Source organism: Pseudomonas sp. LAMO17WK12:I10 (assembly GCF_900215185.1).
GTDB classification, from domain to species: Bacteria; Pseudomonadota; Gammaproteobacteria; order Pseudomonadales; family Pseudomonadaceae; genus Aquipseudomonas; species Aquipseudomonas chlororaphis.
Genome location: NZ_OBDX01000005.1, coordinates 201,349 through 219,804, shown reverse-complemented (window position 1 = coordinate 219,804; position 18,456 = coordinate 201,349). Strand labels below are relative to the sequence as shown.

General features: G+C 63.9%; 18 protein-coding genes. 12 read left to right on the top strand and 6 right to left on the bottom strand.

Annotated features, from left to right (window positions below; genetic code table 11):
* Positions 1 to 84 precede the first annotated feature (84 nt).
* Positions 85 to 540 carry a DciA family protein gene (locus CRO75_RS08665; RefSeq protein WP_007931160.1) on the top strand — a complete coding sequence of 152 codons (456 nt, stop codon included), beginning with the start codon at positions 85 to 87 and terminating at the stop codon, positions 538 to 540.
* 15 nt (positions 541 to 555) lie between these two features.
* On the opposite strand, the gene CRO75_RS08660 is transcribed toward CRO75_RS08665, so the two are convergent.
* Complete coding sequence (locus tag CRO75_RS08660; RefSeq protein ID WP_097135013.1) at positions 556 to 2,043, bottom strand: helicase HerA-like domain-containing protein; 1,488 nt, start codon at positions 2,041 to 2,043, stop codon at positions 556 to 558.
* A gap of 180 nt (positions 2,044 to 2,223) precedes the next feature.
* On the opposite strand from CRO75_RS08660, the gene CRO75_RS08655 reads away from it, so the two are divergent.
* The 4 genes from CRO75_RS08655 to CRO75_RS08640 all read left to right on the top strand — a co-directional run bounded on the left by CRO75_RS08655 (position 2,224) and on the right by CRO75_RS08640 (position 7,167).
* Positions 2,224 to 4,113 carry a methyl-accepting chemotaxis protein gene (locus CRO75_RS08655; RefSeq protein WP_009045301.1) on the top strand — a complete coding sequence of 630 codons (1,890 nt, stop codon included), beginning with the start codon at positions 2,224 to 2,226 and terminating at the stop codon, positions 4,111 to 4,113.
* Positions 4,114 to 4,284: 171 nt separating this feature from the next.
* Entirely contained in the window at positions 4,285 to 5,406 is a 1,122-nt protein-coding gene (locus CRO75_RS08650; protein WP_097134997.1) for a glycosyltransferase family 1 protein, read from the top strand.
* On the top strand, positions 5,399 to 6,175 hold the full coding sequence (locus CRO75_RS08645; protein WP_177409735.1) for a DUF2334 domain-containing protein: 777 nt from the start codon (positions 5,399 to 5,401) through the stop codon (positions 6,173 to 6,175). The genes CRO75_RS08650 and CRO75_RS08645 overlap by 8 nt, the downstream gene beginning before the upstream one ends.
* Positions 6,172 to 7,167 (top strand): lysylphosphatidylglycerol synthase transmembrane domain-containing protein, encoded by a 996-nt coding sequence (locus CRO75_RS08640; RefSeq protein WP_097134996.1) that lies wholly within the window; start codon positions 6,172 to 6,174, stop codon positions 7,165 to 7,167. Before CRO75_RS08645 ends, CRO75_RS08640 begins: the two co-directional genes overlap by 4 nt.
* Here CRO75_RS08640 and CRO75_RS08635 read toward each other — a convergent pair.
* Both CRO75_RS08635 and purU read right to left on the bottom strand, forming a co-directional pair.
* Positions 7,154 to 7,336 (bottom strand): hypothetical protein, encoded by a 183-nt coding sequence (locus CRO75_RS08635; RefSeq protein ID WP_097134995.1) that lies wholly within the window; start codon positions 7,334 to 7,336, stop codon positions 7,154 to 7,156. The two genes, CRO75_RS08640 and CRO75_RS08635, sit on opposite strands and share 14 nt — an antisense overlap.
* A gap of 92 nt (positions 7,337 to 7,428) precedes the next feature.
* Positions 7,429 to 8,277, bottom strand: coding sequence for a formyltetrahydrofolate deformylase (gene purU, locus CRO75_RS08630; protein WP_097134994.1), 849 nt, complete (start codon positions 8,275 to 8,277; stop codon positions 7,429 to 7,431).
* Between the two features lie 338 nt (positions 8,278 to 8,615).
* Between purU and mvaT the strand changes: the two genes are divergently transcribed.
* Entirely contained in the window at positions 8,616 to 8,990 is a 375-nt protein-coding gene (gene mvaT, locus CRO75_RS08625; protein ID WP_097134993.1) for a histone-like nucleoid-structuring protein MvaT, read from the top strand.
* 104 nt (positions 8,991 to 9,094) lie between these two features.
* On the opposite strand, the gene sbcB is transcribed toward mvaT, so the two are convergent.
* On the bottom strand, positions 9,095 to 10,525 hold the full coding sequence (sbcB, locus tag CRO75_RS08620) for an exodeoxyribonuclease I (protein ID WP_097134992.1): 1,431 nt from the start codon (positions 10,523 to 10,525) through the stop codon (positions 9,095 to 9,097).
* Between the two features lie 182 nt (positions 10,526 to 10,707).
* Between sbcB and CRO75_RS08615 the strand changes: the two genes are divergently transcribed.
* From CRO75_RS08615 to CRO75_RS08590, 6 genes are read left to right on the top strand one after another with little or no spacing between them, the layout of a single operon-like run.
* Entirely contained in the window at positions 10,708 to 11,430 is a 723-nt protein-coding gene (locus CRO75_RS08615) for an RDD family protein (RefSeq protein WP_097134991.1), read from the top strand.
* On the top strand, positions 11,427 to 12,404 hold the full coding sequence (locus tag CRO75_RS08610; protein ID WP_097134990.1) for a stage II sporulation protein M: 978 nt from the start codon (positions 11,427 to 11,429) through the stop codon (positions 12,402 to 12,404). The genes CRO75_RS08615 and CRO75_RS08610 overlap by 4 nt, the downstream gene beginning before the upstream one ends.
* A complete protein-coding gene (locus tag CRO75_RS08605) occupies positions 12,391 to 13,929 on the top strand; it encodes a DUF4129 domain-containing protein (RefSeq protein ID WP_097134989.1) in 1,539 nt (512 codons plus the stop codon). Before CRO75_RS08610 ends, CRO75_RS08605 begins: the two co-directional genes overlap by 14 nt.
* On the top strand, positions 13,926 to 15,089 hold the full coding sequence (locus CRO75_RS08600; protein WP_097134988.1) for a DUF4350 domain-containing protein: 1,164 nt from the start codon (positions 13,926 to 13,928) through the stop codon (positions 15,087 to 15,089). The genes CRO75_RS08605 and CRO75_RS08600 overlap by 4 nt, the downstream gene beginning before the upstream one ends.
* Positions 15,086 to 16,111, top strand: coding sequence for a MoxR family ATPase (locus CRO75_RS08595; protein WP_097134987.1), 1,026 nt, complete (start codon positions 15,086 to 15,088; stop codon positions 16,109 to 16,111). Before CRO75_RS08600 ends, CRO75_RS08595 begins: the two co-directional genes overlap by 4 nt.
* Positions 16,112 to 16,124: 13 nt before the next feature.
* The gene (locus CRO75_RS08590; protein WP_097134986.1) at positions 16,125 to 17,456 is read left to right on the top strand and encodes a DUF58 domain-containing protein; all 1,332 of its coding nucleotides are present in this window, start codon (positions 16,125 to 16,127) and stop codon (positions 17,454 to 17,456) included.
* Positions 17,457 to 17,459: 3 nt separating this feature from the next.
* On the opposite strand, the gene CRO75_RS08585 is transcribed toward CRO75_RS08590, so the two are convergent.
* Together CRO75_RS08585 and CRO75_RS08580 are read right to left on the bottom strand one after the other, a co-directional pair.
* A complete protein-coding gene (locus CRO75_RS08585) occupies positions 17,460 to 17,819 on the bottom strand; it encodes a PilZ domain-containing protein (RefSeq protein ID WP_062826250.1) in 360 nt (119 codons plus the stop codon).
* Positions 17,820 to 17,971: 152 nt separating this feature from the next.
* Positions 17,972 to 18,346: a hypothetical protein gene (locus tag CRO75_RS08580; RefSeq protein WP_009045314.1), complete on the bottom strand. Its 375-nt coding sequence runs from the start codon at positions 18,344 to 18,346 to the stop codon at positions 17,972 to 17,974.
* Positions 18,347 to 18,456: the final 110 nt, after the last annotated feature.

Genomic DNA, 18,456 nt, shown 5'->3' with positions numbered 1-18,456 from the left:
GATAAAGCCTCGTCGCAGCGATGAGCGAGGTCCGGCCAGCGCTTTCTGCTACCATGGCGGCTCTGTAACTTCAGGTGTCTGATCATGGCATTTCGCCCTCTTACGGCCAGAGCACCCGCCGTACTCCTTCGCGAAGCCAAGCCTCTCAAAGCCATACTCGGCCACGCCCAGCGCCTGGCGCATCTGCAGCGCCTGCTGGAAAGCCAGCTGCAACCGGCCGCGCGCGAACACTGCCACGTTGCCTCCTGGCGCGAAGGCAGCCTGCTGCTGATCGTCACCGACGGCCACTGGGCGACGCGCCTGCGTTATCAGCAAAAACGCCTGCAACGTCAGCTTTTGGAGTTCAATGAGTTCAACAATCTGACGCGGATTCTGTTCAAAGTGCAGCCTCCCACTGTGCAACGAGGCGCCGCCGGCCACACCATGGACCTGTCGAGCAACGCCGCCGAGACCATTCAGGCCACCGCCGACGGCATCACCGATCCCAACCTGCGCGCCGCCCTGGAGCGCCTGGCCAGCCACGCCAAACCACGGGCGTGACCGACCAGCCGCCGATCAGCGGCGCTTGCTGCCCCCCAGCAGAGACCCCATCAGCCCGCGCACCAGTTGCCGTCCCAGTTGATTGGCAGCCTGACGCATGGCGGACTTCAGGGCCTGACCGGCGGCAGTACCGAGGAACTCGCCGGCCCGATCGGTAAAGCTCGGCTCCTCGGCGGCCGGTTTGCCCGGCGCAGCCTCGGCCTCCGGCGCCAGGCCCTTGCGTCCCATCAGCACTTCATAGGCCGACTCGCGGTCGACCGGTTTGTCATAGCGGCCGACCAACGGCGAACTGTTGATCAGCGCTGCACGCTCGGCCTCGGTCAGCGGCCCGATGCGCGATTGCGGCGGTGCCACCAGCACTCGCTGGACCATCTCCGGCGTGCCTTTTTCCTGCAGGGTACCGACCAGCGCCTCGCCAATCCCCAGCTCGGTCAACACCGACAGCGCATCGAACGCCGGGTTCGGCCGGAAGCCGTCCGCCACGGCGCGCAAGGACTTCTGTTCCTTGGCGGTGAAGGCCCGCAAGCCGTGCTGGACGCGCAGCCCCAGTTGCGCCAGCACGTCGTCCGGCAAGTCGCCTGGCGACTGGGTGACGAAGTACACGCCCACGCCCTTGGAGCGAATCAGCCGCACCACCTGTTCCAGCTGGTCCTGCAACGCCTTGGGCGTGCCGGCGAACAGCAGGTGGGCCTCGTCGAAAAACAGCGCCAGCAGCGGCTTTTCCGCATCGCCGCGCTCCGGCAGTTGCTCGAACAGCTCGGCCAGCAGCCACAACAGGAAGGTCGCATAGACCTTGGGCGCTTCGTGCACCAGGCGGCTAGCGTCGAGCAGGTGGATCCGCCCGCGCCCGTCACTGGCCGGCTGCAGGATGTCTTCCAGTTGCAGGGCCGGCTCGCCGAACAGGGCCTCGGCGCCCTGCTGTTCCAGAGTCGCCAGGCGCCGCAACAAGGCCTGGCTGGAGCCGGTGGTCATCAGCGCCGCGTCATCCCCCAGCAACTGCGGGTTGTCCTTGAGGTGGTTGAGCAACGCCTTGAGGTCTTTCAGGTCGAGCAGCAACAGCCCTTCGCGGTCGGCCACTTTGAATGCCGCGTACAACGCCGATTGCTGGCTGTCGGTCAGCTCCAGCAGGCTGCCCAGCAGCAGCGGGCCCATTTCACTCAGGGTAGTGCGCAGCGGGTGCCCGGACTGCCCGTGAATGTCCCACAACGTGACCGGATAAGCCTGGGGCTTGTGGTTCAGCCACGGCATCCCGGCAATACGTTCGGCGACCTTGCCCTGGGGATTGCCCGCGGCGCCCAAGCCACACAGGTCACCCTTGATGTCCGCGGCGAACACCGCGACACCGGCATCGCTGAACGCTTCCGCCAGTCGCTGCAAGGTGACGGTTTTCCCTGTCCCGGTAGCGCCTGCCACCAGCCCGTGACGATTTGCCAGGCGCATGGCCTGGGCAATCGGTTGCCCCGCGAGGTCGGCACCGATAACGAGTTGCGATGAATCCGGCATTTTGTCACCCATGGTTAATCTTTAGCCTTGACCGGCCGATAGATCAGAAAAGACTGAAAAATAGTTCAGATAATTCCCCAAGGAGAGGTGGAAATATCAACTTACTTTCAACCCCGCCCATTTTGCGCGCTTTTATAAGAGCACGCTCGTGACATTAAGACCTAGCGGACACCACAAGCCATGAACAAAAACCTGCGCTTCAGCCATAAAATCCTGCTTGCCGCCGCCCTCATCGTTATTGCCGCCTTCGCTTCCTTCACGCTGTACAACGACTATTTACAGCGCAATGCGATCCGCGAAGACCTGGACAATTACCTGCATGAAATGGGCGATGTGACCGCCAGCAACATCCAGACCTGGCTCACCGGGCGCATCCTGCTGATCGAAAACCTGGCGCAAAACCTGGCGATCGACCCGCAATCGACCAAGGTGGCCAGCCTGCTCGAACAGAAGGCCCTGACCTCGACCTTCATGGCCTCCTACCTGGGCGATGCCAGCGGCAGCTTCACCATCCGCCCGGACGCGAAGATGCCCGACGGCTTCGATCCGCGCGTTCGCCCCTGGTACAAGGGCGCCGAAAGCAGCAGCGGCTCGACCCTCACCGAACCCTATATAGATGCAGCCACCGGCCAGTTGATCATTTCCGTCGCCACCGCCTCGCGTAACGGCGGGCAGAGCATCGGCGTGGTGGGCGGCGACCTGAGCCTGCAAACCCTGATCGAAACCCTCAACGCCCTGGATTTCGACGGCATGGGCTATGCCTTCCTGGTCAGCGCCGACGGCAAGATCCTGGTGCACCCGGACAAGGCGCTGGTGATGAAGAGCCTGAGCGAGGCCTACCCGCAGAACACGCCACGCATCAGTGGCGATTTCAGCGAAATCGAAGTCGAGGGCAAGACCCGCATCGTCACCTTCACCCCGATCAAGGGCCTGCCGTCGGTGAACTGGTACATCGGCCTGTCCGTGGACAAGGACAAGGCGTTCTCGATGCTCAGCGAGTTCCGCGCTTCGGCCATCATCGCCACCGTCATCGCCGTGGCCATCATTATCGCCCTGCTCGGCATGCTGATCCGGGTGCTGATGCAACCCTTGCATGTCATGACCCGCGCCATGCAGGACATCGCCGACGGCGAAGGCGACCTGACCCGCCGCCTGACCATCCAGAACCAGGATGAATTCGGCATCCTCGGCACCGCGTTCAACCGCTTCGTGGAACGCATCCACGGTTCGATCCGCGAAGTGTCGTCGGCCACCGAGCACGTCAACGAAGTAGCCCTGCGCGTGGTCAGCGCCTCCAATTCGTCGATGCTCAACTCCGACGAGCAGGCCAGCCGCACCAACAGCGTGGCCGCGGCGATCAATCAGCTCGGCGCCGCCGCCCAGGAAATCGCCCGCAACGCCGCCCAGGCCTCGCAACAAGCCAGCGACGCGCGCAGCCTGGCCGAGGACGGCCAGCAAGTGGTGGACCGCAGCATCCTGGCGATGAACCAGCTGTCGGACATGATCAGCGCCTCCAGCAGCAACATCGAAACCCTCAACAGCAAGACCGTGAACATCGGGCAGATCCTCGAAGTCATCACCAGCATCTCCCAGCAGACCAACCTGCTGGCCCTCAACGCGGCCATCGAGGCGGCGCGGGCGGGCGAGGCCGGGCGCGGCTTCGCCGTGGTTGCCGACGAGGTGCGCAACCTGGCCCACCGCACCCAGGAATCGGCGCAACAGGTGCAGACCATGATCGAGGAGTTGCAGGTCGGCGCCCGCGAGTCGGTCAGCACCATGAGCAACAGCCAGCGCCACAGCCAGGACAGCGTGGAGATCGCCAACCAGGCCGGCGAACGCCTGAACAGCGTGACCCAGCGCATCGGCGAGATCGACGGCATGAACCAGTCCGTGGCTACCGCGACCGAGGAACAGACCTCGGTGGTGGAGTCGATCAACATGGACATCACCGAGATCAACACCCTGAACCAGGAAGGGGTGGAAAACCTGCAGTCGACCCTGCGCGCCTGTTCCGACCTCGAGCAGCAGGCCGCACGCCTGAAGCAACTGGTCGGCAGTTTCCGTATCTGATCCCTTCAGCCATCCGGTGCCTGGGCAACACCCAGGCACCGGACTGCCAACAATCCCTCCCGCATCCGCAGCAAACCGTTCATCCAGACGCATCGCCAACCGCCACGGCATCCCGACCGAACATCTATCCTTGATAAGGGTCAACCCTAGGGAGAACACCGGATCGGAGGGATGATCATCGTGCATATCGCTGACATAACCATGTTCTACGCCCCTGCCAGCGGTGGCGTGCGCACTTATCTGGACGCCAAGCATCGTCGCCTGGGACGCCAACCAGGAATCCGCCACAGTTTGTTGATCCCCGGGGCCCACTTCAGCGAACGCGACGGCATCTATGAAGTCCCCGCTCCCGCCCTGCCCTTTGGCAAGGGCTACCGTTTTCCCCTGCGCCTGGGGCCCTGGCGCAATATTCTCCATGGCCTGCAACCGGACCTGATCGAAGTCGGCGACCCTTACCTCACCGCCTGGGCGGCCCTGGATGCGCGGCGCCAGTTGGATGTACCTGTGATCGGCTTTTATCACTCGGACCTGCCGCTACTGGTCAGCAACCGCATGGGCCCCTGGTTCACCCCGAATGTCGAGGCCTACGTGCGCAAGCTGTACGGCAACTTCGACCGGGTCCTGGCCCCCAGCCAGATCATGGCCGACAAACTGATCGGCCTGGGCGTGCGCAACGTCCATGTGCAGCCGCTGGGCGTCGACCTGCAGACCTTCCACCCGAGCCATCGCGACCCCGACCTGCGCACCGAACTGGGGGTTGCCGAAGACAGCCGCCTGCTGATCTTTGCCGGTCGCGGCTCCAAGGAAAAGAACCTACCGGTGCTGCTCAACTGCATGCAACGCCTGGGCAAGCGCTACCACCTGCTGCTGGTGGGCTCGGCCATGCCGACGGCGGTGCCGGAGAATGTCACGGTGATCGACGAGTTCTGCCCGGCCCCTCAGGTCGCCCGCCTGATGGCCAGCTCCGATGCCCTGGTCCACGCCGGGGACCAGGAAACCTTTGGCCTGGTGATCCTCGAAGCCATGGCCAGCGGCATTCCCGTGGTGGCGGTGGCCGCCGGGGCCTTCCAGGAAATCGTCACCGCGGAAGGCGGCTTGCTCTGTGCGCCGAACAATCCGCTGGCGATGGCCCATGCCGTGCAGGAGCTGTTCGCCCAAGGCTGCGCCGAGCGAGGCCAACGGGCGCGTCGCCATGTCGAACGTTATTACGCCTGGGATACGGTGGTCGCCAGCCTGCTGGAGCACTATCGAGCCGTGCTCGGCACCCAGCAGCCGATGCTGGCCCATGGTTGAGTCCGCCGGGGTGCCCAGCGTGCTGCTGGTATTGCACGATGTCGCGCCACAAACCTGGATCGACTACCAACCCTTCGTCGAAGCCGTCGACGCCATGGGCAACGTGCCGATGACTTGGCTGGTGGTACCGGATTTTCACCGGCACAACCCGCTCGATGCTCATCCCGGCTTTCGCCGGCTGCTCAGCGCGCGCCTGGAACGCGGCGACGAACTGGTGCTGCACGGTTACTTCCATTGCGACGAGGGTCCGCCACCGCGCACCCCGTATGACTGGTTCATGCGTCGTGTGTACACCCATGAGGGTGAGTTCTACAGCCTCTCGGAAAACGCCGCCCTGGCACGCCTGCATGCCGGGCTGGAACTGTTCCAGCGTTACAACTGGCCCTTGCAGGGGTTCGTCGCCCCCGCCTGGCTGATGAGCCCGGGTACGCGCCAGGCCCTGCGCCAACTGCCCCTGCGCTACACCAGCGGCCCGCAGCACCTGTACCGGCTGCCGGACTTCTCGCCGATCGCCGCCCCCGGCCTGGTGTGGAGCGCCCGCAGCGCCTGGCGCCGCAAAGCCTCCCGGCTGGTCAGCCTGCAACGCGAACGACGCTGGCAGCAGGCATCGGTGATTCGCCTCGACCTGCACCCGGTGGACATGCGTCACCCCGACTCGCGCCAGTACTGGCTGGACACCCTCGAACGCCTGCTGGAGCAAGGACGCCAGCCACTGACCAAGGCCGACTGGCTCGACACCCAGCCGCCAAGGGCACGCGGTACCCCGTGAGCCGGGCGATCTGGCTGGCCACGGCCTTGCTGGCGGCAATCCTGGTGCCGCTGCTGCTGGGCGGCGGCGAACTGTGGGGGCGGGTCCAGCGTTTTTCCCTGCCGTTGCTGCTGGGCATGCTGAGCATGATTCTGCTGTGCTGGATCATCAATTCGCTGCGCCTGAGCCTGCTGCTGGGTCGACACCGCGGCCGTCTGGGACGCTGGAAGAGTCTGGCGGTAGTGATGTCCACCGAGTTCGCCATGTGCGCCACGCCCGGCGGCAGTGGCGGCCCCCTGACCTTGATGGCCCTGCTGGCGCGTAACGGCGTGCGCCCGGCTCACGGCAGCGCGGTGTTTGCCATGGATCAATTGAGCGACCTGCTGTTCTTCCTCTGCGCGCTGCTGGGGATCCTGTTCTACGCGCTGTTCCAGAACCTCAGCCAGCGCCTGGAATGGCTGCTGGCCCTCAGCAGTCTTTCGCTGTTCGGCGGGTTATGCATCTGCCTGGCGGTAGTCCGCTACCACCGTCGCCTGATCCTGCTCAGCGGCCATCTGCTTGCGCCCTTCAAGATTCGCCCCGCGACCCGTCGGCGCCGGGCACGCAAATGGCTGCATTTCCTCAAGGCCTTCGGCGATAGCCTGAAACTGCCCTGGCAGACCCTGACGGGGGTCTTTGCCCTGACCTGCATGCATTGGGCGCTGCGCTACAGCGTGCTGTACCTGGCGTTGCGCGGGCTAGGGGTGGACCTGCAATGGGCCTGGACCTTTCTGATCCAGATGCTCGCCCTGAGCGCAGGGCAATTCAGCCTGCTGCCCGGCGGCGCGGGAGCGGCGGAGCTGACATCGGCGGCGCTGCTGGCGCCCATGGTGGGGAAGTCGACGGCGGCCGCGGCCATCCTGATCTGGCGGGCCGTTACCTACTATTTCTATCTGCTGGCCGGCGGGCCGGTATTCCTGATGATGGTCGGGCGCCCCTTGCTGCGCACCCTGATGAAGCTCAAGCAGGCTTAGGCGGCTCTGTATCCAGGGCATCCTGCCGCAACTGCTGCCACAACTCGGCGGCGCCGGGAAACTCGGTACCGTCCTCGACGCTCATGTCGTCCGGGTCGTAACGGCTCAGGCAGCCCTCGCCGAGGGTGGCGGGTGCCTTGGATGTGGCTTTGTCCAGTGGATCACTCATCGGTCGATCCTCATGAAAAATCGCCGGACCGGGGCTTGGATGCCCGAGTCCGGCGGATTCGATCAGAGCGCTATTTGTCAGAGCACTCTGGATCAGAACACGACAGTCTTGTTGCCGTGCACCAGCACGCGGTCTTCCAGGTGGTAGCGCAGGCCGCGGGCCAGGACCATTTTCTCGACGTCACGGCCGAAACGCACCATGTCTTCGATGCTGTCGCTGTGGCTGACACGGACCACGTCCTGCTCGATGATCGGGCCGGCATCCAGCTCTTCGGTCACGTAGTGGCAGGTCGCGCCGATCAGCTTCACACCACGCAGGGAAGCCTGGTGGTAAGGCTTGGCGCCGACGAACGACGGCAGGAAGCTGTGGTGAATGTTGATCACCTTGTGCGCGTATTCGCGGCACAGCTCTGGCGGCAGGATCTGCATGTAGCGCGCCAACACCACCACTTCGGCGTCGTGCTGCTTGACCAGGCGCGAGACCTCGGCGAACGCCGGCTCCTTGTCCTGAGGGTCGACCGGCACGTGGTAATAAGGAATGCCATGCCACTCGACCATGCTGCGCAAGTCGTCGTGGTTGGAAATCACACAGGAGATCTCGCAGTCGAGTTCGTCGCTGTGCCAGCGGTGCAACAGGTCCGCCAGGCAGTGGGACTCGCGACTGGCCATCAACACCACGCGTTTCTTCTGCGCGGTATCGGTGATGCGCCAGTCCATCGAGAACTCTTCGGCAATCGGCGCAAAGGCTTCGCGAAAGGCTTCAAGGCCGAACGGCAAAGAGTCGGCACGTATTTCGTGACGCATGAAGAACCAGCCACTCAGGTCATCAGAGTGGTGACTGGCTTCGGTGATCCAGCCGTTGTGGGACGCCAGAAAGTTACTGACTTTGGCAACGATGCCAACGCGGTCCGGGCAGGAAATCACCAACCGAAAAGTGCGCATGAGGGGGAAACTCCAGAACTTCGCAAAGGCCGCCATTCTAGCGATTGCGCGACAAAACTGCAGTATTCGTGATGTCGGAATCCGATTCCTCTGAGCAGCCTGTAGGGCTCATGCCCGATGCGGGAGGGAAATCAGTCACACTTGGAAATAGTCCTATAACTTTGTGGGAAATAGTCGTGCGGACTCGTTCACAATATTTAACTCATCAATCAGGGTCTTTGCCAAACACTCTAATCAAATTAAATAAAAGCCGGCTTTATTGTTTACTTGAGGAAACTGCCTGACTATTATTACACCACTATCACCTGCCACTCAGCACTCAACATAAGGCAATTCTCATGTCCCTGATCAACGAATACCGCGCCACAGAAGAAGCTATCAAAGAGCTGCAAGCCCGTTTGAAGAACCTGTCGCAAGACGACAAACTGCAAGCCGAGCTGGAATTCGAAGGCAAACTGCGCGCCCTGATGGGTGAATACTCCAAGTCCCTGCGCGACATCATCGCGCTGCTGGATCCGGACTCGAAAGTTAAGGCGCCACGTGTTGCCGCCAAAGCGACCAGCACCAAGCGCGCACGCAAGGTCAAACAATACAAGAACCCGCATAACGGCGAAGTCATCGAAACCAAGGGCGGCAACCACAAAACCCTGAAAGAGTGGAAAGCCAAGTGGGGCGGCGACGTGGTAGAAGGCTGGGCAACCCTGCTGGGTTAAGCCGTACACCCGTCACAGAGGGATTTGCGACCTTATGAAAAAACGCCAGCTTGCTGGCGTTTTTTTATTTCCGGCAAATGCCCGAAATGTACTAAGCCGAACAATCAAAGCCCGAAACGCAGGGCCAGCGACCGGCTGTAATCCTGCCATTCATCCAGCACCTGGCGCTGAATCGTTGTAGCACTCACCCGTAGTTCGGCAGCCGCCCGATTGAAACTTTCCAGGGTATTGGGCGCTCCCCACTGCGGGTCGCACAGGCGCTGCTGACAGAATGACTTCCAGCGTTCTTGCTCCTCCCCGTTCAAGGTTTCAGGAAAGTTACGGGCGCGATAACGAAATAATAATTCGGGCAAACGTTCATCATCGAACGGCCATTGCTCTTGCCCTAAATGAAGCGGCTCGGCATTGCGCACTTGTTCGCATAAGCGTCGGTCGCGATCGCCGATAAAACCGTCGTACAACTGCTGCTCGGGATCGACGCTAGGGGCAAAGTCCTCGCTGGCATAAATAGCCGCAAGTTTATCCCGCCAAACTTCTTGTGCGTCACTTAGCCGCAGCGCCCGGGCCTTATATTCCGCCATGTCCAGTTGCAAACGCTGCTGATCTTCGCCACGCAACACATTCAGCGGCGCGACGACCGGACAGCGGTTGATATGGATCAGCTTCAACGGCACCGGCAACTCGCCTTCGGCCAGGTCTTCGCGGCGGGTATACAAACGCTGGCGCAGCGTCTCGGCGTCCAGCTCGAGCAATCCCTGCGGGTCCAGGTGTAGGTCACAGACAATCAGGGCGTTGCGGTTGCGCGGATGCCAGGCCAGCGGCAGGACCACGCCGACATAACTGCGCGCTGCGGAAAAGCGTCCGGAAATATGCACCAGCGGTTGCAGCAGACGAACTTGGTCCATGACTTTCTGCTTGCTGCGCAACTGGAACAGCCATTCATACAACTTCGGCTGTTTGTCCCGAATCAACCTGGCCAGGGCAATAGTGGCGCGCACATCGGACAGCGCTTCGTGGGCATGCCCGTGATCGATGCCATTGGCGGCGGTCAGGCGCTCCAGCTTCAGGGTCACCCGCCCCTCCTCGTCCCGCGGCCAGACAATCCCTTCCGGGCGCAAGGCATAGGCGGTGCGCACCACATCGATCAGGTCCCAGCGGCTGTTGCCGCCTTGCCACTCGCGGGCATAAGGGTCGAAGAAATTCCGGTACAGGCTGTAGCGGGTCATCTCGTCGTCGAAGCGCAGGGTGTTGTAGCCGGCGCCACAGGTGCCCGGTGCCGCCAGCTGGGCGTGCACCCGGGTCATGAAATCGGCTTCGCTCAATCCCTGTTCGGCCAGCCGGCCCGGGGTAATGCCGGTGATCATGCAGGCCGCTGGATGGGGCAGGATGTCGTCGCTGGGCTGACAGTAAAGATTGACCGGCTCGCCGATCTCGTTGAGTTCGAAGTCGGTGCGAATCCCCGCCACCTGCAACGGCCGATCGCAGCGCGGGTTGATGCCGGTGGTTTCGTAGTCGTACCAGAAGATGGAAGTCACGGGCTGTTCCTGAGCAAAAGACCGGCAAAGTCTAGGCGCTTGGCACCGGCCGCGGCCAGCCTTGTGATGATTCAAGGGTAACGGCGCACGTCACGCGACACAGTAAATGATGTCGTTCGCCCCTCCGACACTGCTAGCATCAGGCGGTCATCCATCGCCACCAGGCCAGCCTCAAGTTGCCTATGCTCGAGACGACAGCACTGCCAGGGAAAGCATTGCCCCCGCCACTGGACACCCGCTACCAGGTCGAAACGCCAGAAGGCATCGACCTGCCGCTGCGGCCGGCGGGGCTGATGTCGCGTGCCCTGGCCTTTGCCATCGACCTGGGCTTTCGTGGCCTGATCCTCGGCGTGCTGTTTATTGTCCTGGGGTTTCTCGGCCAGCTCGGCATGGGGCTGGGCTCGATCCTGCTGTTTCTGGTCAGCTGGTGGTACATGGTGCTGTTCGAGGTGTTGAACCAGGGCTGCTCGCCAGGCAAGCAACTGATGGGCCTGCGGGTCGTGCAGGACGATGGCACGCCCATCGGCTGGGGCCCTTCCCTGACCCGCAACCTGCTGCGTTTTGTCGACATGCTGCCGTTCGGTTATTGCCTCGGCGCCATCAGTTGCCTGCAGCACCCAACCTTCAAGCGCCTCGGCGACCTGGCGGCCGGCACCATGGTGATCTACCGCGAGCAGCCGGTGGTTCGCCCGACCTTGCCGGCAGTGCCCGCCAGGACCGCCGCCTTCGCCCTGAGCCTGACTGAACAACGGGCCATCCTCAGCTTCGCCGAACGCCAGGAACAACTGTCCGCGGACCGGGTCCAGGAGCTGGCCGCGCTACTCGCCGAGCCTCTGCATGTAACACCCGCGCAGGCCCGTGACGAACTCAATGGCATCGCCCGCGGACTGCTGGGGCCGACATGAAACAGAGCCTGTTCGAAAACCGTCATCAAGCCTTGTGGCAGCACCTGCGCGAACAGCTCGAACAACTGGAACGCGGCCAGGCAACGCCCGAGACCTATGCCCGTTTCCCCGAGGATTACCGCCGCTTGTGCCAACACCTGGCCCTGGCCCAGGAACGCGGCTACAGCAGCTTCCTGGTCGACCCGTTGCAACAACTGGCGCTGCGCGGCCATCAGCAGCTCTATCGCCAACGCAGCCCGTTGGGCGCCCGGGTCCTGGGCTTTGTCCTGGCCGGTTTCCCGCAGCTGGTGCGCGAACAATGGCGCTTCGTCCTGGCCGCCAGCCTGGTGTTCTTTGGCAGCCTGCTGGGTATCGGCCTTTTGGTGTACCTGGTGCCCGAACTGATCTACAGCGTGGTCAGCCCGCAACAGGTGGCCGAAATGCAACGCCTCTACGATCCAGGCGCCAGTCGCCTGGGCCGCCTCGCCAACCGGGCCGCCGGCGAAGACTGGATGATGTTCGGCTACTACATCATGAACAACATCGGCATCGCTTTTCAGACCTTTGCCAGCGGCCTGCTGTTTGGCCTGGGGAGTCTGTTCTTCCTGTTCTTCAACGGCCTGACCATCGGCGCGGTGGCCGGGCACCTGACCCAGATCGGCTATGGCGCCACCTTCTGGTCGTTTGTCGTCGGCCACAGTGCCTTCGAGCTCAGCGCCATCGCCCTGGCCGGCGCGGCCGGATTGAAAATGGGCTGGGCGCTGATCGCCCCCGGACGCCTGCCCCGCGGCGAAGCCTTGCTGCTGGCCGCGCGCACCAGCGTGCAGTTGATCTGCGGGGTCATCCTGTTCCTGCTGATCGCTGCCTTTATCGAAGCCTATTGGTCCTCCCTGACCTGGCCCGCGGCCTGGATCAAATACCTGGTCGGCGGCATCTGCTGGCTGCTGGTCCTGGCCTACCTGATATTCGCTGGACGCCGCCATGCGCCTGAGTGAAGCCAGCGTGGTGATTCGCCCGCGCACGACCTGGGAAGCCATGGACCTGGGCGTGCTGCTGAGCCAGCGCCACCGACGCCTGCTGATGACCAGCTGGGCGCTGATCACCCTGCCGGTATTCGTCCTGCTCAGCCTGTTGCTCTGGGACTCGCCCACCCTTGCCCTGCTGCTGTTCTGGTGGCTCAAGCCGGCCTTCGAACGGCTGCCGCTGTACATCCTCGCCAAAGCCCTGTTCGGCGAAACCCCGACCTTGCGCCAGGCCCTGCGCCAATGGCCCAGGCTGCTCAAGCCGCAACTGCTGGCCAGCCTGACCTGGCGCCGCCTGAGCCTGAGCCGCAGTTTCATCATGCCCGTGGTGCAGCTCGAGGGCCTGAGCGGCGAGGCGCGCCAGCAACGGGTGCGGGTGCTGCAACAGCGCAATGCCGGGGCCGCGCACTGGCTGACCCTGATCGGCATGCACCTGGAAGGCATCTTGTGGATCGGCCTGCTGGCGTTGTTCTATCTGCTGCTGCCACAACAGATCGAGCTGGACTGGGACTGGCAGACGTTAATTGCCGCCGCCGAGCAGGACTGGCTCTGGCTCGAACACCTGACCAACGCTTTCTATGCTCTGGTCTTGATTGTCTGGGAGCCGGTGTACGTCGCCTGCGGCTTCAGCCTCTACCTCAATCGCCGCACGCTGCTGGAGGCCTGGGATATCGAACTGGTGCTGCGCCGCCTGCGGCAGCGCTTGAGCGGCGTCGCCCTGCTGCTGGTCCTGGGCAGCCTGAGCCTGCTGCCCCTGCCGTCCGATGCCTGGGCCGCCGAGCCGGCCACTAGCCCTGACAGCCCGCGCCTGCTGGATCAGCCGCTGACCAGCCAGGCCGCGAAAGACAGCATCAGCCAGATCCTCGACCAGCCGCCCTTCAAGAACCCGCAGACCGTGACCCGCTACCGGTTCGACGAAGACAGCCCGAAAAGCGCTGAACACTCTGAACTGCCGGGCTGGCTCAAGGCCCTGAACGATCGGCTCGACAGCAGCGTCTTCAGCGCCGCGGCCAAAGCCCTGGAGATCCTGCTCTGGGCCCTGCTGCTGGGGGCGCTGGCCCTGCTGGTATGGCGTCATCGTGAAGGGTTGCGAGCCTTTGTCGGCCGCCGTCCGCTGCCGGGCAAGCTACCCGCGCGAGCCGCTCCACACCAGCTGTTCGGCCTGGACCTCAGCCCCGACGCCTTGCCCGAGGATGTCGCCGCCGCTGCCGAAGCGCTCTGGCCACAGCAGCCACGCGAAGCCCTCGGGCTGTTGTACCGCGCGCTGCTGAGCCGGCTCCTGCATGACTTCCGCCTGCCGTTGAAACCGGCGGACACCGAGGGCCAGGTCCTCGAGCAGATCAAGGCTTTGCAGTTGCCCCAGTTGCAGGCGTTCAGCAACAGCCTGACCCAACACTGGCAGAACCTGGCCTACGGTCATCGCCTGCCTCCCGCGCAGTTGAAGCAGGAGCTGTGCGATGGCTGGCGTACCCTGTTCGGCCCGGGAGCACCACGATGAACCGGTGCCTGCTGCCGCTGCTCGCGCTGCTGGTCGCCGGCCTGCTCGGCGGCTTGCTGCTGTACCTCTACCTCAACGCCCGGCCCTACCAGGAAACCATCGATCACGGCCCCTCTCCGCAAGCCCGCGCCAACCCATACCTGGCGGCGGAAATGTTCCTGCGCCAGCGCGGCTTGCAGGTTCACCACGCCAACGGCCTGGAGGTGCTGCCGACCCTCAAGCCGCAGCAGAACAGCCTGTTGCTGCTGGGCGAGCGCTCGAACATGACGCCGCAGCAGGTCGAGCAACTGCTGGACTGGGCCAGGGCCGGCGGGCGCCTGCTGTTCGTCGCCGAAGCGCTGTGGAATAAAGAGGCCGGACGCAGCGGCGACCTGCTGCTCGATCGCCTGCACCTGCGCCAGTTTCTCAGCAAGGACCTGAAAGCCCCTCCACCCGGCGCTGGCAAAGAGCCCTACCCGAAACTGACCAAGCTCTACCTGGAAGACGAAGATGCGCCGGCCTACATCGGTTTCGACACCGACTTCCACCTGGAAGACCCGGACAACCTCGCCCGGTCCTGGGCCAACAGCGCCCGGGCCACCCACATGATGCAACTGAGCTACGGCCAGGGTTCGGTGACCGTGCTCACCGATGCCGAGATCTGGAAGACTCCGTTGATCGCCAAGTACGACAACGCCTGGCTGCTCTGGTACCTGAGCGCCGACAGCGACGTCACCCTGCTGTTCGACACCGATCACGACAGCCTCTGGAGCCTGCTGCTGAAGTATTTCCCCCAGGCGCTGGTGGCCCTCGCCGCACTGCTCGGCCTGTTGCTGTGGCATGTCGGGGTTCGCCACGGACCGATGCAGGCCCCGATGCCCAGGGCCCGGCGCCAGTTGCGCGAGCACCTGCAAGCCAGCGCTCACTTCCTGTTGCGCCACACCGGTCAGCAGGGGCTGCTGCATAGCCTGCAGCAGGACATCCTGCGCCGCGCCCAGCATCGTCATCCCGGTTTCGAACGACTCACCGCCACCGAACAAGGGCAGGTCCTGGCCCGCCTTACCCGGCAACCGGACAGCGTCATCAGCCAGGCCCTGGCTCCCCAGCCGGCACAACGCCTTTCCAGCGCCGACTTCAGCCGCCTGGTCACCCACCTGCAAACTCTCAGGAATGCCCTATGAGCGACCTTCCCGCCGAACCGCTTCCCGCCACCGAGCCCGGTCATGCCCAAGCGCATGCCGTCCAGCAACGCCAGCGCGCCAGCCAGCTGGCCCAGGTCCTGCGCCACGAACTGCAAAAAGTGGTGATCGGCCAGGACGCGGTGATCGACGACGTGCTCACTGCCCTGATCGCCGGTGGCCACGTGCTGCTCGAAGGCGTGCCCGGGCTGGGCAAGACCTTGCTGGTGCGCGCCCTGGCCCGTTGCTTTGGCGGCGAGTTCGCGCGCATCCAGTTCACCCCGGACCTGATGCCCAGCGACGTCACCGGCCATGCGGTCTACGACCTGCAGACCGAGCAGTTCAAGCTGCGCAAGGGCCCCTTGTTCACCCACTTGCTGCTGGCCGACGAGATCAACCGCGCGCCGGCCAAGACCCAGGCCGCCCTGCTCGAAGCCATGCAGGAGCGCCAGGTCACCCTCGAAGGCCGGGCGCTGCCCATCACCCAGCCCTTCATGGTCCTGGCCACGCAGAACCCGATCGAACAGGAAGGCACCTACCCGCTGCCGGAAGCCGAACTCGACCGTTTCATGCTCAAGCTGCGCATGGATTACCCGGACAGCGACCAGGAATTGAACATGGTCCGCCAGGTCACCCGCTCGCCCCGGGCCGACATGCTCGACATGCAGCCGCTGCGTACCCTGCTGCAGGCCAAGGACGTGCTGGCCCTGCAGCGGATTGCCAGCGACCTGCCGCTGGACGAGCAGGTCCTCGACTACGCCGTGCGGCTGGCCCGGGCCACTCGCAGCTGGCCGGGGCTGACCCTCGGCGCCGGGCCGCGCGCGTCGATCGCCCTGGTCCGTGGGGCCCGGGCCAGGGCCTTGCTGCGCGACGGTGAGTTCGTCATTCCGGATGACATCAAGGGTTGCGCCCTGGCAGTGCTGCGGCATCGTGTGCGGATCGCCCCGGAGCTGGATATCGAAGGCTTGTCGGTGGAGCAGGTGCTCAAGCAACTGCTCGATCAAGTGCCGGCGCCACGACTGTGAGCCCGCCAAAGCGATGAAGCCCTCACGCCTGTTTCTGACCTGGCTCGGCGTATTGCTGGCGCTGGACGTGCTGCTCGGCGCCGCGCGTGCCTACGGCCTGGCGGTCGCGGCCAGCCTGCAAGCGATTGCCTGGGGCCTGCTCCTGGCCCTGTTGCTGCTGGCCGTGCTGGACGCCTTCCGGCTCAGGCGCCTGCCTTCGCCCCAACTGCGGCGCCAGTTGCCCGGCAGCCTGCCCCTGGGGCGCTGGAGCGAAGTGCGCCTGGAGGTTCGCCACGACTTTGCCCAACCGCTGACCCTGGAGCTGTTCGATCATGTGCCCGATGGCCTGGGCTTCGAATACCTGCCGCAGTCGCTGCTCCTGGAGCCGGGCCAGTCGCAGGAACTGGGTTATCGGGTGCGCCCGCTCAAGCGCGGCCATTTCAACTTCGAGCGCTGCGAGGTCAGCCTGCCCAGTCCGCTGGGCCTGTGGTCGGCGCGTCGGTTGCTGAAGCTCGACGACAGCACGCGCGTCTACCCGGATTTCGCCCGCCTCTACGGCGCCCGGCTGCTGGCCGTCGACAACTGGCTGAACCAGATCGGCGTGCGGCAACAGCCGCGCCGAGGCCTGGGCCTGGAGTTCAACCAGCTGCGTGAGTTTCGCGAGGGCGACAGCCTGCGCCAGATCGACTGGAAAGCCACCGCCCGGCAACGCACGCCGATTGCCCGCGAGTACCAGGACGAACGCGACCAGCAGATCGTCTTCATGCTCGACTGCGGGCGGCGCATGCGCAGCCAGGACGGCGAACTGGCGCATTTCGACCACGCGCTCAACGCCTGCCTGCTGCTCAGTTATGTCGCCTTGCGCCAGGGCGACGCGGTGGGCCTGAGCACCTTTGCCGGCGAACGCCGCCGCTATCTGGCGCCGGTCAAGGGCGCGGGGCAGTTGAGCGCCTTGCTCAACACTGTCTACGACCTGGACAGCAGCCAGCGCTGCGCCGACTTCCAGGCCGCCGCCAGCGAGCTGCTGGCCCGGCAGAAGCGCCGGGCCCTGGTAGTGCTAGTGACCAACCTGCGGGACGAAGACGACGAGGAATTGCTGACCGCGGTCAAGCGCCTCGGGCGCCAGCACCGGGTGCTGGTGGCCAGCCTGCGCGAGGAAGTCCTCGATCAGTTGCGCCAGGCGCCGGTGCACAACCTGTCCGACGCCCTGACCTACTGCGGCACGATCAATTACCTGAATGCCCGCACCGACCTGCATGAACGCCTGAGCGCCCAGGGCGTTGCCCTGCTCGATGTGCGGCCGGGTGAACTGGGAGCGGAACTGGTGACCCGTTACCTCAGCTGGAAAAAGGCCGGGACCCTGTAGCGGTCAGGCGGAGGTCTGCACCGGGTAGAAACTGAAGTAGCTGCGCAAGGCCATCACCAGCTCGCGGTACTCGGGAGGCGAACGCAGCAGCACGAAGCCGGTGTCGTAATGATGGGGCGTGACATCCTCATGGCACCAACGGCAAGAGGCGGTGATCTCGATCGGTTGCAGCTGGCCGTCGCGACCGGGCACCTGCAGGCGCAATTCGAAATCGGCGCCGATCAGCATCGGCAACTGGCTGATCAACATGAAGCCGTCTTCGGAGACGTTGCCCAGATAACCGATGGGTCGATCGGTCAGCCGATTGAAGACTTTCAAAAAACACGGCAACTGGTGCCGCTCGATCCGCCGGTCCGTGAACATGTCATGCATCGCTATTTAAGAAGGTCATTGCGCATCGTCGCGCCGAGGACTGTCGACCCCGGCCGGCCCATTTTAGAAACAATACTCTAAAACAGGCCCACAGATGTTAGCTCAAGGCTCACGCGAGATCAGCAATAGCCTGATGACGATTGTTACAACGCGGTCGGACGCGCCTGAGCGCTGTTGCGCGAAGGGTAATGACCCAGTTGCTGCAGGGTTTCCAGGCGCGCGCGGGCACGGTAGGCGTACTCGCTGCTGGGGTGTTCGGTGATGATGTACTGATAGGTCTGCGCGGCATCGAGGAACAGCTTCTGCCGCTCCAGGCACTGTCCGCGCAGCATCGATACTTCAGGCTGGATATAAGGGCGCGAACGACTCGTGCGGTCGACCTGGCTCAGTTCGAGCATCACCCGTTCGCAGTTGCCGGCGTCGTAGGCGCGGTAGGCGGTATTCAGATGATGGTCCATCGACCAGCGGGTACAGCCGACAACACTGACGGCCAGGGCAGCAATGAGCACGAATCGCATGGGGGTTCTCCTGTCTTGTGCACGTTATCGACCCGCGTTGGAAAATCTTCAGGAATGTTCGTTTAAAGAAACAAACGAATAAGTAGTGCAAACGAACAATGACTACAGCT